Source organism: Demequina silvatica (genome assembly GCF_000971215.1).
In the GTDB taxonomy this organism is placed as follows: Bacteria; Actinomycetota; Actinomycetes; order Actinomycetales; family Demequinaceae; genus Demequina; species Demequina silvatica.
The window spans coordinates 788545-801750 of the sequence record NZ_BBMA01000002.1 but is presented as its reverse complement, the minus strand read 5'-3'; the positions used below and the strand labels follow the sequence as shown (position 1 = coordinate 801750).

General features: G+C 72.4%; 10 protein-coding genes. 7 read left to right on the top strand and 3 right to left on the bottom strand.

Annotation, left to right across the window (positions count from 1 at the left end; translation table 11 throughout):
• Window positions 1-71: 71 nt before the first annotated feature.
• The 3 genes from AOM05_RS03775 to AOM05_RS03765 form a co-directional block, all read right to left on the bottom strand.
• The gene (locus AOM05_RS03775; RefSeq protein WP_062519543.1) at window positions 72-1010 is read right to left on the bottom strand and encodes a carbohydrate ABC transporter permease; all 939 of its coding nucleotides are present in this window, start codon (window positions 1008-1010) and stop codon (window positions 72-74) included.
• Entirely contained in the window at window positions 1010-2029 is a 1020-nt protein-coding gene (locus tag AOM05_RS03770; protein WP_082097252.1) for a carbohydrate ABC transporter permease, read from the bottom strand. Before AOM05_RS03770 ends, AOM05_RS03775 begins: the two co-directional genes overlap by 1 nt.
• Before the next feature lie 72 nt (window positions 2030-2101).
• Entirely contained in the window at window positions 2102-3466 is a 1365-nt protein-coding gene (locus AOM05_RS03765; RefSeq protein WP_062519541.1) for an ABC transporter substrate-binding protein, read from the bottom strand.
• Between the two features lie 281 nt (window positions 3467-3747).
• Here AOM05_RS03765 and AOM05_RS03760 point away from each other — a divergent pair, with 281 nt between their 5' ends.
• The 7 genes from AOM05_RS03760 to AOM05_RS03730 all read left to right on the top strand — a co-directional run bounded on the left by AOM05_RS03760 (window position 3748) and on the right by AOM05_RS03730 (window position 13178).
• Entirely contained in the window at window positions 3748-4536 is a 789-nt protein-coding gene (locus AOM05_RS03760) for a sensor histidine kinase (protein ID WP_062519539.1), read from the top strand.
• On the top strand, window positions 4533-5183 hold the full coding sequence (locus AOM05_RS03755; protein WP_062519537.1) for a response regulator: 651 nt from the start codon (window positions 4533-4535) through the stop codon (window positions 5181-5183). The genes AOM05_RS03760 and AOM05_RS03755 overlap by 4 nt, the downstream gene beginning before the upstream one ends.
• Window positions 5184-5388: 205 nt before the next feature.
• A complete protein-coding gene (locus AOM05_RS03750; RefSeq protein ID WP_062519536.1) occupies window positions 5389-6609 on the top strand; it encodes a serpin family protein in 1221 nt (406 codons plus the stop codon).
• An 80-nt stretch (window positions 6610-6689) separates the two neighbouring features.
• Window positions 6690-7442 carry an ABC transporter ATP-binding protein gene (locus AOM05_RS03745; RefSeq protein ID WP_062519535.1) on the top strand — a complete coding sequence of 251 codons (753 nt, stop codon included), beginning with the start codon at window positions 6690-6692 and terminating at the stop codon, window positions 7440-7442.
• Window positions 7439-9238 carry a hypothetical protein gene (locus AOM05_RS03740; RefSeq protein WP_062519533.1) on the top strand — a complete coding sequence of 600 codons (1800 nt, stop codon included), beginning with the start codon at window positions 7439-7441 and terminating at the stop codon, window positions 9236-9238. The genes AOM05_RS03745 and AOM05_RS03740 overlap by 4 nt, the downstream gene beginning before the upstream one ends.
• The gene (locus AOM05_RS03735; protein ID WP_062519531.1) at window positions 9235-11094 is read left to right on the top strand and encodes an FtsX-like permease family protein; all 1860 of its coding nucleotides are present in this window, start codon (window positions 9235-9237) and stop codon (window positions 11092-11094) included. The genes AOM05_RS03740 and AOM05_RS03735 overlap by 4 nt, the downstream gene beginning before the upstream one ends.
• Window positions 11091-13178 (top strand): ABC transporter permease, encoded by a 2088-nt coding sequence (locus tag AOM05_RS03730; protein ID WP_062519530.1) that lies wholly within the window; start codon window positions 11091-11093, stop codon window positions 13176-13178. Before AOM05_RS03735 ends, AOM05_RS03730 begins: the two co-directional genes overlap by 4 nt.
• The last annotated feature ends 28 nt before the right edge of the window (window positions 13179-13206 follow it).

The window sequence follows — 13206 nt, the reverse complement described above, 5'->3', positions numbered from 1 at the left end:
ACGAGACGAGGCCGGGAGCCTCGCGACCCCCGGCCTCTCCCCGGTCCCCCCTCCTGCCCGCCGACCCAGGGTCACCCCTTGGTCGAGCCGGCAAGCAGACCGCGGACGAAGTACCGCTGCAGCGCGAAGAACACGATGAGAGGCACGATGATCGAGACGAAGGCGGCGGCCGTGAGGAGCTGCCAGTCGGAGCCGCGGTCGCCCGCGAACTCGGCGAGACGCTGGGTCAGCGGAGCGGTGGACACGGTGCCGCCGGAGAACACGAGCGCCACCAGCAGGTCGTTCCACACCCACAGGAACTGGAAGATCGCGAGCGACGCGATCGCCGGCACCGACAGAGGCAGGACGATTCGCGTGAAGGTCTGCGTGTGGCTCGCCCCATCCACCTTCGCGGCCTCCATGACATCCCTCGGGATCTCCGAGATGAAGTTGTGGAGCAGGAAGATCGCGAGCGGCAGGCCGAAGATCGTGTGCGCGACCCACACCGCGGCGAACGTGCCCGAGATGTCGATCCACTCGTAGTTGAAGATCTTCAGGAGCGGGATCAGCGCCATCTGGATGGGCACGATCTGCAGCGCGAACACCAGGACGAACAGCCACGAGGCGCCCCTGAACGGGATCCACGCGAAGGCGTAGGCCGCCATGAGCGCGAGCACCAGCGGGAAGATGGTGCCCGGGATCACGATCACGAACGAGTTGATGAAGTACGAGCCGAGGCTCGCCGACGAGGCGCCGGACTCGAAGAGGATGGTGTTGTAGTTGTCGAGCGTCCATCCCCAGTTCTCGAAGATGGTCCACCAGCCCGTGGTCTTGACCTCGCGCTCGGGGCGGAAGGATGAGATCGCGAGGCCGAACGTGGGGATGGTCCACAGGATCGCGATGACGATCGCGGCTGCTGTCGCGCCGCGCGAGGTGAGGCGCTTCTTGACGCGCTTGGCCTTCGGCTCCTCGGCGACGGCGCCGCCGAGATCGGCGTCGATCTCGGTCCGGGGCGGCGTGGGGGTGGACATCAGCGGACCTCCCTGTGCTGGCGCAGCTGCCGGACGTTGTAGATGATGATCGGGATCACCAGCACGAACAGGACCACCGCGAGCGCGGCTCCGATCGCCGGCTGGCCCAGGCGGAATGCTCTCGAGTACATCTCGTTGGCGACCACGGAGGTCTCGAACTGGCCGCCGGTCATGGTGCGGACGATGTCGAAGACCTTGAGCGTCGCGATGGTGATGGTGGTGATGACCACCACGAGCGACCCGCGGATCCACGGGATGGTGACGGAGCGGAACCGCTGCCATCCGTTCGCGCCGTCGAGCTCCGCAGCCTCGTGCAGCTCCGCCGGGACACCCTTGATCGCGGCGCTCAGCACCACCATCGAGAAGCCCGTCTGGATCCAGATCATCACGAGGATGAGGAAGAACGTGTTCTCCGGCGGGTCGTTGAGGAACTGTTGCGGCGGGAGCCCCAGCCACACGAGCACCTGATTGAGGAACCCGATCTGCTCGAATCCCTCCGCGCGGTACTCGTACATGAAGCCCCAGATGATCGACGCGCCCACGAACGAGATCGCCATCGGCATGAAGACCAGGGACTTCAGAACCTTCTCGCCCTTCGACCGGTCGATGAACACCGCGTACGCGAGTCCGATCACCGTCGCCAGGATCGGTACCAGGATCACCCAGATGACGGTGTTGCGCAGCACCGTCTGCATGGTCGGGTCGGTGAACACCACCTCGAAGTTGTCGAGGCCCACGAACGCGCCCTCGCGGTCGGTCACCGACTGCCAGATGGTCTGGATCGCAGGCCAGATGAGGCCGGTCGCGAGCAGCACCATCGCGGGAGCCACGAACAGCGTGAGCTGGATGAAGTCGCGCCCCTTCTTGGGGGCGCGGTCGGCGAAGAACATGAGCAGGCCGACCACCGCGAGGAAGACCACGACGGCGATCAGCGCGCCGCCGAGCTTGCTTCCCGCATCGACCCAGAAGTTGTCACTGCTTCCGGCGAGCGACAGCGCCGGGACCGCCAGCGTCGACATCATCGTCGACTCCTCTCTCAGCAGGATGAGAGGGTGCCGGCCGGCAGCGCCGGCCGGCACCGTCCTTTCACCTTACGGCCACGTGCTGTCGATGAACGAGGTCACATCGTCGGTGTCGCGGGTGCCGTTGACCCAGTCGGTGATGCCGGTCCAGAAGGACGCGGCGCCCACCGCGGCGGGCATGAGGTCGGAGGCGTCGAACTTGAAGACGGTCTCCGGGTCCTGCAGGATCTCGATGGCCGCCTGGCCGATCGGCGAGCTGGCGTTCGCCGGGTCGAGACCGGTGTTCGCGGAGATCACGCCGCCGAGCGCGACGCGCTCGTTCGCCCACGTGTCCGAGGACATGAAGGTCTGCAGCGCGACCGTGGCGGGGTCGGAGTCGAACGCGGCGACGAACTCGCCACCGCCGGTGACGCCGGCCGGGTCGCCCTCGGCCATCGGCGGGGTGAGGAACGCCCACACGTCGCCGTCCTCGGCCACCACGGTGCCCTCCGGCCACTGGGCCTCGTAGAACGAGGCCTGGTGGTGCATCGAGCAGTTGCCGTCGAGGATCGGCAGGCCGCCGTCGTTGAACGAGGTCGAGATGATCGACTCGGGGCCGCCGAAGCCGCCGTTGACGTAGTCCGCGTTGAGCGCGATCTCGCCGAACGTGTCGAACGCCTGCTTGATCTCGTCATCCGAGAACTTCACCTCGCCCGCGACCCACTGGTCGTAGACCTCGGCGCCGGACTGGCGCAGGACGATGTCCTCGATCCAGTCGGTGCCCGGCCAGCCGGTGGCATCGCCGGACTCGAAGCCGATGCACCACGGACGGTACTGCGGGTTGTCCGCCGCGCGCGCGGCCATCGTGTCGGTGAGTGCCATCATCTCGTCCCACGTGGCGGGGACCTCGTAGCCGTTGTCCGCGAAGTCGGTGGGCGAGTACCAGACCCAGCCCTTGACCGACGCCATGAGGGGCGCGGCGTAGAAGGTGCCGTCGAACGTGCCGTACTCCTTCCAGCTCTCGGACCAGAACTCGTCGACGTTGGCCTCGACCTCGGCCGGAGCCTCCATGACGGCGCCGCCCTCGACCAGGCGCTGGAGCAGGCCGGGCTGCGGGATGATCGCGAGGTTCGGCGGGTCGCCGGCCTCGACGCGGACGTTGATCTGCGTCTCGAACTCCTGGGTGCCCACGTAGTCGACGGAGATGCCGGTGCACTCCTCGAACTTCGCGAAGGAGGTGACCAGGTCGTCCGCCTCCTGCTCCTGGATGGTCGAGTAGACCTGGACGGTCTCGCCGTCGTGGGTGCCGTAGGCGGCGTAGTCCTCGCAGCCCTCCGCCATGGCGCCGCCGGAGCCGCCGTCCGAGGGCTCGTCGTCGGTTCCGCCGGAACAGCCGGCGAGAACGAGGCCGCTCACCGCGAGCGCGGTGATCGGCAGTGCGAATCGTCGATTCATGGGTACTGCGCCTCCTCTTCGTTGAGTTGCGCCCGTGCACACCGCTGACGACGGCACCCACGGAGCCGCGCCCGAATCGACCAGGAGACCGCATCCTCATCGACGCAAGCGCTTGCATCGAACGTAGCCCCGGACATGGGTGCGTCGCAACCGGGGTCGCCGGAGCGGCTCCCAATCGTTACCGGGGCGTGACCTGGGACGATGCGCGGGTCACCCCGTGCCACACCGTGAGGGAGAGCGCTCTCGCCGGGCGAGGCGCCTGAACCCGTACAGTGAGCGCCATGGTCTGGCTCGCCGCGACGGTCGCGGCCGTCGCGACGGCGGTCGCCGTGACGCTCGGGGTGCGCCTCGCGCTACAGCGCCGCCGGTTCGCGGCGCTGGCGGCGACCCACGCGTCGGAGGGCGCCGCCGCGCTCGCCCTTGCGGCGTCGAACGAGCGGGCCCGCATCGCGCGCGAGATGCACGACGTGGTGGCGCACACCCTGTCCGTGGTGGTCGCGCAGGCGGACGGCGGCCGCTTCGCCGGGCGCACGGATCCCGCCGCGGCGCTCGGGAGCCTCGACACCATCGCGGACGTCAGCCGCTCCGCCCTCGCGGAGATGCGGGCGCTGCTCGGGGTGCTGCGCGACGGCGACGGCGACGCCGCGCTAGGCCCGCAACCCTCGCTCACGGACATCCCCGCCCTGGTCGCACAGATGCGCGAGGGCGGCCTCGAGGTCTCGTACGTCACCACCGGGACCCCACGCCCGCTGCCGATCGGCGCCGGTCTGGCGGCCTACCGCATCGTCCAGGAGGCCCTCACCAACGTCCTCAAGCACGCGGGCCCGCACGTCACCGCGTTCGTGCAGCTGCGATGGGAGGACGATGCGCTGGCCGTGGCGGTCTCCGACGACGGCCGGGGCGCGGCGGCCCGGGGCGACGGCGCCGGGCTGGGCATCGCGGGGATGGCGGAGCGGGCGACGGTCTTCGGCGGCACGCTCACCGCGGGGCCGCGCGCCGGCGGCGGCTTCCTGGTCCGCGCGCGGCTGCCGCTCACGCCTCGGACGGCTCTTCAGAAGGAGGACGCATGATCAGGGTCGCGCTGGTCGACGACCAGCAGCTCATCCGCGCCGGATTCCGCATGGTGGTGGACTCGCAGGAGGACATGACCGTGGTGGCGGAGGCGGGCGACGGGGCTGCGGCGGTCTCCACGCTCGCCGCGCTCGACCCGCCCGCGGAGGTGGCGCTGATCGACGTGAGGATGCCTGGCGTGGACGGCATCGCGGCCTGCGAGGCGATCACCCGGTCCTCCGCGACCCGGGTGATCATCCTCACCACGTTCGACCTCGACGAGTACGTCCTGGCAGCCATCCGGGCGGGCGCCTCCGGCTTCCTGCTCAAGGACGCGCCGCCCGAGGACCTGCTTGCCGCCATCCGGACCGTGCACGCGGGCGACGCGGTGATCGCGCCCTCGTCGACGCGGCGACTGCTCGAGCGGGTGGCGGCGCTGCCGGAGCCGGTCGACGACGCGCGGCTCGCGCTGCTGACCGACCGCGAGCGCGAGGTGCTCGCACTCATAGCGCGCGGGATGTCGAACCAGGAGATCTGCGCCGCGCTGTTCCTCGCGGAGCCGACCGTGAAGACCCACGTGGGCCGGGTGCTCGCGAAGCTGGGCGCGCGCGACCGCGTGCAGGCGGTGGTGATCGCCCACCAGGCCGGTCTGGCGGGCCGCGCGTGAACGCCGCCCCGTTCGCTCAGCACGGTCTCACCGCCGACACGCCGCGATCGACCGCATGAACGCGTCCAGCCCCGCGTGTCGCGCGGCAGACCGTGCGCGGCGAAGTGAGCGGAGCGGGACCCAACGAAAGGGGCTTCACGTGCGTCCTTCCCGCATGAGAGCCGCGCTGGGGGTCGCTGTCGGAGGGCTGTTGTTGGCTGGGTGCATGACCGCGCCCTCCACCGTGCCCGTGCCCGACCCGGCACCCACGTTCGACCGCCCTGCACCCACGCCCGCCGCCGCCGCGCCGCTGGCGGAGTCGCTCAACGACGCCGGCCTCAGCATCTTCCGTGCCGCGGCGGGCGACGAGAACCTCGCGATCTCCCCCGTGTCGATCGGGCTGGCGTTCGGAATGGTCGACGCGGGCGCGTCCGGCACGGTGGACGGCGCGCTCGAGGAGCTCTTCGCCTACCCCGCCGAGGGAGACGAGCTGCTGAGCGCCTTCAACTCGCTCGACCAGGCGGTGTCGAGCGAGGCGGGCGAGGGCGCCGCGAACGTCGACGGCGAGACGGTGGACCTGCCCATCGTGCGGATCGCCAACGCGGCCTGGTTCGAGGAGACGTTCACCCCCGACCCCGGCTACGTGGACACTGTGCAGACCTGGTTCGGGGCCGAGGCCCATAGCCTCCCCCTGATCGAGGACCCCGCCGCCTCGCGCGAGGCCATCGACGGGTGGGTCAAGGACCGCACGGCGGGTCTCATCCCGCGGGTGATGCCGGAGAGCCTTCCGAACGACCTCACCCGCTTCATCCTGGTCAACACCGTCTACCTCAAGGCGCAGTGGTGGGCGCCGTTCTTCGAGGCCGGCACCTACCCGGAACCCTTCACCCTGCTCGACGGCCGCAGCGCCACCGCGGACCTCATGACCGTGGGCGCTGATCTCGACTACGTGCAGGCGGAGACTTACGACGCCGCAGCTCTCCCTTACGTGGGCGACCTCGAGATGGTGCTGGTGGTGCCCCACGACGGCGAGTTCGAGGCCGTCCGCGCCGGCCTCGACAGCGCGGCCTTGGCGACGCTCGACGCCGCGCGCACGCCCGGCCACGTCCTGGTGCGCATGCCGTGCTTCGAGTCCACGTCCAGCGTCGACCTGCGCGACATCATCGGCGACCGGATGGGGATCGACGGCCTGTTCGGCACCATCGGGCTCGACGGCATCGGCCCCGAGCTCGAGGTGGGGGCTGCGGTCCACGCGACCAAGGTGATCGTCGACGAGGACGGCACCGAGGCCGCCGCCGCGACGGTGGTCGAGGGTGCCGCGGGCGCCGCGCCGCCGGAGTTCGACGCGGAGATCATCGCGGACCGGCCCTTCCTCTACGTCATCCGCGACACCACCACGGGCGCGATCCTGTTCGTGGGGCAGTACCTGGACCCCGCCGGTGAGTGACGCGTCATACCTGGGTATCACCCCAGAACGGTGCGGAGGGACGATGTGCGGGCCGGCCTGGCGCCGCTAGTTTCGCTGGCATGGACATCCGGGGGGACGTCCCGCTCGCCCTGAGGGCGCGCGGGCTGACCAAGACCTACGGCCGCGGCGATGCGGCCGTCACCGCCGTCGACCACGTGGACCTCGACGTCCCCGCGGGGGTGCTCACCGCCGTCATGGGGCCGTCCGGCTCGGGCAAGACCACGCTGGTCCACCTGCTCGCCGGGCTCGACCGGCCCGACGGCGGCCAGGTGTGGGTGGGCGACGACGAGATCACCGCGATGCGCGACAAGCAGCTCGCGAAGGTCCGCGGTCGGATCGTCGGGTTCGTGTTCCAGGGCTTCAACCTGCTGCAGACCATGACGGCGCGCGAGAACATCGTGCTGCCGCTGCGCCTCAACGCGCTGCCCGCGGACGACTCGTGGCTCGACTCTCTCATCGAGATGCTCGGCATCGGGCGCGAGCTCGACCGCCGTCCCTACGAGATGTCGGGCGGCCAGCAGCAGCGCGTCGCGATCGCCCGCGCGCTCATCACCCGCCCGCGGATCGTGCTCGCCGACGAGCCCACCGGCAACCTCGACACCCACGCAAGCGCGGAGATCCTCGCGCACCTCCGGCAGTCCTGCCGCGAGCTGGGGCAGTCCGTGGTGATGGTCACCCACGACCCGACCGCCGCGTCCTATGCGGGCCGCGTGCTGCTGTTCGCGGACGGCAAGGTCGCCGGACACGTCACGGATCCGACCCCCGAGGCCGTGCTGGCCGGCCTCGACGCGCTGGCGGGGGTGGAGCGATGAGGGGCGTCGCCGCCTTCGTCGCCGCCGTGGCGATGGCCGCCGTGATGGCGCTGCCGCTGCCCTGGCAGCTCGAGGAGTGCGCGGACGTCTGCGGCATGGCGCAGCAGCGCCTCAACTGGATCTCCGTCGGCGCGATCCTCATCTATGCGGCGATCCCGCTCGCGCTGCTCACCGCGATCCTCACCTGGACGCTCGGGATCCGGTCCGCGTCCCCGCACGAGGCCGCGGTGCGCGCGGCCCTGGGCGAGGCGGCGCATGCGGGGACGATGCGTGCCGGCCTCACCGGCCTGCGCGACGGCCTCGCGGTGGGGGCCGCGGCCTACGCGATCTCCGGCGCCATCCACATCGCGCTCGAGACCACCCGCGGCTGGGAGCCGTTCTCGACCGACCACCTGTTCTGGGCGCTGCGCGCCATCGAGGCGCTGCTCATCGCGCTGTGCCTCGCGCTCGCGCACGTGCTCTCCTCGTGGCGGCCCGCCAAGACGCCCGTCCAGCGGCTCCGGGAGGACGTCGAGGCGATCCGCCCGGTGCGCGTCGGGCGCCGGGCCGCATGGATCGGCGGCGCGGGCGCGATCGCCGCGGGCGTGGTCGTGGGCCTCGCGTGGGGCGGCGGCACCGAGCCGGCCTTCGTCGCCACCAACGCCGCGGGCATCGCGTGGGCCGTCGCATGGGCCGCCTGCCTCGCGTTCGGGCTTGCGGTGGTGCTGCCGTGGGCACGCGGCATCGCGCCGCGGTTCGTGGCGCTCGCCGCCGCTCTTGCGGAAGGTGCGGGGGCACCCAGGTTGGCGGCGGTGCTGGCCGCCCGCGCATCGTCCCCCACCCAGGCGACCGGACGCACGGTCATGGCCGTCGGCGGCATCGCGTTCGCGTTGGCGACGCTGCTTGTCGCGCCGACAGGCGTGGTGCAGTCCGATCGGATCGTGCTGACCATAAGCGTGGCGCCCGACGCGCGCGATCTGACCGACGCCATCGCGGCCGTCGAGGGCGTCGAGCGCGTGGTCGTGGGCGACGCGCTCACCGACGTCGACGCCCCGCGCGCCGTGGTCGCGGTCGACCCCGCGGACCTGCGCGGCATCGATGGCGAGCTCGCCGACGCCCTCGAGGCGCACCCCGACGCGGTGGTCACGAACGCGAGCAACGTTCTCGACGTCACCACCGCGGACTTCCAGCCGAGCGGCGTGGTGCCGCTCGCGGACGGCGGGTTCGCGTACGCCGCGCGCGGCGCGAGCGCGGCGCCGCCGCTCGGCTCGTCCTACATCGTCTATGCGCAGGAGGGCGCGGACCGCGTCGCGATCGATCGCGCGGTGAGCGGGATCGCCGGAGAGGCCTCGTGGAGCTCGTCGGCGTCGACGGCGGGGGCGCAGGAGGTGCCCGCGGGCTTCCTCTGGGGCGCGCTCGTGCTCGCTCTGGTGCTCACACCCGTCGCGGCGGGCGCAGTCAAGGCCGGGACGCGCGAGGCGGCGACGCTCGCCGCGCTCGGCGTCGAGCCCCGCGTCCTGAGGTGGGCGTTGGCGGTCGAGGGCGCCGTGGTCGGATCGGTCGCGGTCGCGGCCGGCATGACGGCCGGCGTGCTCACCCGCATGACCATGAGCATGGTCGGCGCCGCGCGCCACTCGCTCACCGGGGTCATCACCGACTCGTACCCGGGTCTCGCGCTGAGCTCGGTGCCCTGGGGCTACGCGGTGATGTGGGGCGCGCTGATCCTCGGCGTCTTCACCGCGGTGACCGCGATCGCGGCCGCAGCGTCGCACCTCGACACTCCGGCCGAGGCCATCAGGGAAGGGGCAGCCCGATGAAGAACGCGGCATCCTGGTCGATCGCGGTGGCGGGCGTCGCGCTCGGGCTTCTCGCACCCCCGGTGTGGCAGCCGTACCTCGGCGATGGCGCCTTCATACCGATGGCGACGGCGGTCACGGTGCCGCTGCTCATCGCGCTCATCGCGACGGTCACCGGCACCCTGCGCGCCGGCTTCCTGGCGACCCGACGCGCGGAGCTCGCGTCCCGACGCGCGCTCGGCCAGGCGCGCGGTGCGCTGATCACCGGCGAGGCGGGTCGAGGCGCGCTCGCCGGGGCCGTGTGGGGCCTGGGCTCGCTGCTCGCCGGCTCGGTGACGCGGCAGCTCATCACCGGCTTCGGCGCGGGCAGCCCCGACTGGTACGCGCTGCAGGTGCTCGCCTGGTTCTGGGTGGCGCTCGCCGCGGGCGCCTCGCTCGGCTGGGCCGTCGCGGCCCGCTGGGCCACGCGCCCGTCGCGCGGGGACGATGCGCCGGTCGCCTCCCGCCGCCGCCCCAGGTGGTCGTGGGTCGCCGTCGCGCTGGCGGTGCTCCCGCTCGCGAGCCTCGCGCTCGGCTGGCCCGCGTACCCGTACACGGCGTTCGAGACCGCCGTCGGGATCCTGCTCGCGGTCGGGATGTACCTCGCGATCCCCGCGCTCCTGGTGACGTGGGGCGCGGCGCTGGGCGTGCGCATCGTCGCTCGTGTCGCCGGGCTCCTGGGCCGACGTTCGTCGCCCGCGAGCGCCCGAGCCCTCGCCGCCGACGCGCTCGTCAGGCCCGCGCCGCTGCGCGCCGCGGCGGTCGGGGCAATCGGGCTGGTGATCGCGGTGGCGACGGGCGCGAGCGTAATGGTCAACGGGCTCGCCGAGCGCAACGCGATCGCAGAGTCGCTCGTCCCGGATGCCGTCGTCGCGACCGTGCCCACGCTGACACTCGACGCCGAGGTCACGACCGCCGCGGCCGAGGCGGGGTGGGCGCCGGCCCTGGACCCGCGCATCGTCGCTTCCCTCGAAGGCGACCCGCGGCTCGCGGTGGTGACGGCGGCGGCGCTATCCACCGACGGCACTACCGTGCCGGGCGCGGAGATCGACGAGTTCATCGCCGCGGACACGCTGCTGGCGGTCGACCTCGAGGCGCTGGACGGCGTCGACCCGGTCGGGCTGCGGCCGACGTTCCTCGACGCCGGCGTCGCCATCGGGTACGGGCCCGAGGTGATGCTGGTCGGGGACGTCACCGCCGAGGTCGTGTCCCCGTCGCAGCCTTCTCCCTTCGCGGCGGTGGAGATCGGGTGGGCCGAGGAGACGTTCGGGCCCGCGGAGACCTCGGCGCTGCTGATCTACGGCGAGGACGTCGAGGCGGTGCTCGCGGACCACGAACTCGGGGATGCGATCGTCTCCGAGCGCATCGGCGACAACTGGGGCGGTACCACGCGGATCGACGCGCGCGGGCTCCTGACCGTCGCGGGCCCGTTCCTGCTGGGCGCGGTCGCGATCGTGGTGGTGCTCGCCGGGGCGACGCAGCGGCTGCGGTCGCGCGAGCACGCGACGCTCGTCGCGCTGGGCGCGCGCGCCGGGACGATGCGCGGGGCCGCGGCCCTGGAAGCCGCCTTGGTGACGGGCGTGGGGGCGGCGCTCGGGCTGGCCATCGGCGCGGTGATCGGGCTCGGCCTGTCCGCGCTGGGCGGCGCGGGCGGCTGGGACATCCGGCTGTGGAACGTCGGCTTCGACGTCGCGCAGGCGCCGTGGGCGGCACTCGTGGCGCTCGCCGCGGTCGCCACGGGACTCGCGGCGGGCCTCGCGGCGCTGGTCCGGGTGCGGGCCGACCGCTCCTCGCCCGCGGAGCAGCTCCGCGAGGCCGAGAAGGAGGGCGTCGCGTGATCAGGCAGCTGATGCGGGAGCAGGCGCGGGCGCATCGCGCCTATCTGGGGTGGACCGCGGCGCTGTTGACGCTCGCGATCACGCTCGTCGCGTGGGCGACGCTCGACGCGATCCAGCAGTACGCGATCCACGAGCACGCGGCCGAGGCGTACGGAGCCTCGGGCGCATCGTCGGCGTACGTCACCGTCGGATCGTCGCCAACCGCAGACCTCACCCTGGAGGAGCTCGACGCGGTCCTCGCGGAAGCGCAGGCGAATGGGAGCGAACCGACCGCGATCCACGACGTCTGGGCCCTCGCCATCGAGACACGCGACCACGCGGGCTCGACGTCGTGGCAGAACCTCAACTCGGTGGTCGGGATCACCGGCGCCGCCGACTGGGATGGGATCCTGCTCGAAGGCGCCGCGCCCGGCACCGGTGAGATCGCGGTGGACTCGGGGTGGGCCGCCCGCATGGGGGTCGGTGTGGGCGACACGGTGGCAGTCACCACGGCGGGCTGGTCCGAGGACTACGAGGAGCTGAGCCCGCGCAAGGTGTCCGGACTGCTCCGCACGGGAGTGGACGGCCGCTACTCGCTGGTCCCCTACGCCGCCGTTCTCGAGTGGGAGGACTCGTTCGCGCTCGAGACCGCGACCGAGGCGAAGTTCTACGACGACGATGCAGAGGCGCTCGACATGACCACGGTCGAGATCACCACCCGCGGCCCCGACCCCGCCATCGATGCCGTCGGCGCGCGGTTCACGCCGTGGATGGGCAACGTGGAGTCCGGCGCCATCCTGCTCACCTCCGTCACCGCCGTGGTGCTGGTGCTCGGCATGGCGGGACTCGCCTTCGCGGCGGGGCGCGCGCAGGCGGCGTCGCGAGCGCAGTGGCTCGCGACCGCCCGGGTGCTCGGTGCGCGGCGGTCGCATGTGGTGCTCGCCTCGCTCGCCGAGCTCGGGCTCGTCGGACTGGTCGCGGGCGTGGCGGGCACCGCGCTGGGGCTCGCCATCCACGCGGCGATGTACGCGGAGCTGGTCGTGGCGAATCCGGCGGCGCTGATGCCCGGTTCGATCGCCGTGCCCGGGTGGTTCATCCCCGCGAGCGTCGGGCTCGGCGTGGTCCTCTCTCTCATCCTCGGCGCGATCCCGGCCTTCTGGGCGACGCGCGTCGCACCCGTGGCGGCGCTCAAGCCCGTGAACCCGGTCACCGAGGCCGAGGTCTCCCGGCGTATCTCCGCCGCATGGATCTACGGCGTGTGGACGCTCCTGTCCGTGACCCTGGTGCTCGCGGCGCAGACCGGCGAAGGTCCCGGCGGCGAGTCCGCGTGGCTGTGGATCGTGTGGGGAGTCGGAGTCGCGTGGGCGATCGCGACGGTGGCGATGCTCGTCGAGCTGTGTCGCGCCGCTGTGCGGCTGCTCGGGCACCGGCTGTCGCGATCGCGGCGGCCGTGGCTCCTCGCGGCCGGCGACGCGCTTCGCAGCTGCCCGCGCCAGGCGGCCGTGCCTACCGCGGTGCTCGCGGTCGCGGCCCTCGCGCTGGGCGTGGTCGCCACCTGGATGTCGCTCACGGCGTGGACCGATGTGATCGGCACCGACGCTGACGACTCGGCGTGGTGGCGCACGGCGCCGACGCTCCACCCCAGCCAATCCGACGGAGGCATCCTGCTGATCGGCGCCGCATCGACACTTGCGGTGCTGGTGCTGGCCTCGTTCGCGACGTTCGCGGCATCGCGTCAGGCGGCGGCCGCGGATCACGACGCGCGCGAGGCGCTCGGGCTCTCGACGCTCGACGCGCGGCTCGCCTCAGCCGTGCAGTTCGCGGCGCCCATGTTGGCCGGCTTGGGACTCGGGCTCGCGCTCGGGGTCGCGGCAGCGGTCGGGACGTTCCGCTACCAGGTTCCCGTCGGCGGCTGGCAGGACGGGGTGATCGAGACGACGCTCGGCGACTGGACGTGGGCGCTCGCGCACCTCGGCCATGCGTTGGTCCCGCTGGGCATGGTGGCCCTGCTGGGCGTGGCGCCGATACTGCTCGGCGCTGCGGGTGCGGCCGCCATCGCCCGCGTCAGCCACCGCACGGATGCGCTCACGGGGGCGACTCGCTAGTTAGAGCGCGACGCGAGAAGTGCCCGAC

Excerpts from the sequence above, each read along its gene's own strand:
- AOM05_RS03775 (WP_062519543.1), bottom strand. The coding sequence starts at position 1,010 with ATGTCCACCCCCACGCCGCCCCGGACCGAGATCGACGCCGATCTCGGC.
- AOM05_RS03770 (WP_082097252.1), bottom strand. The coding sequence starts at position 2,029 with ATGTCGACGCTGGCGGTCCCGGCGCTGTCGCTCGCCGGAAGCAGTGAC.
- AOM05_RS03765 (WP_062519541.1), bottom strand. The coding sequence starts at position 3,466 with ATGAATCGACGATTCGCACTGCCGATCACCGCGCTCGCGGTGAGCGGC.
- AOM05_RS03760 (WP_062519539.1), top strand. The coding sequence starts at position 3,748 with ATGGTCTGGCTCGCCGCGACGGTCGCGGCCGTCGCGACGGCGGTCGCC.
- AOM05_RS03755 (WP_062519537.1), top strand. The coding sequence starts at position 4,533 with ATGATCAGGGTCGCGCTGGTCGACGACCAGCAGCTCATCCGCGCCGGA.
- AOM05_RS03750 (WP_062519536.1), top strand. The coding sequence starts at position 5,389 with ATGACCGCGCCCTCCACCGTGCCCGTGCCCGACCCGGCACCCACGTTC.
- AOM05_RS03745 (WP_062519535.1), top strand. The coding sequence starts at position 6,690 with ATGGACATCCGGGGGGACGTCCCGCTCGCCCTGAGGGCGCGCGGGCTG.
- AOM05_RS03740 (WP_062519533.1), top strand. The coding sequence starts at position 7,439 with ATGAGGGGCGTCGCCGCCTTCGTCGCCGCCGTGGCGATGGCCGCCGTG.
- AOM05_RS03735 (WP_062519531.1), top strand. The coding sequence starts at position 9,235 with ATGAAGAACGCGGCATCCTGGTCGATCGCGGTGGCGGGCGTCGCGCTC.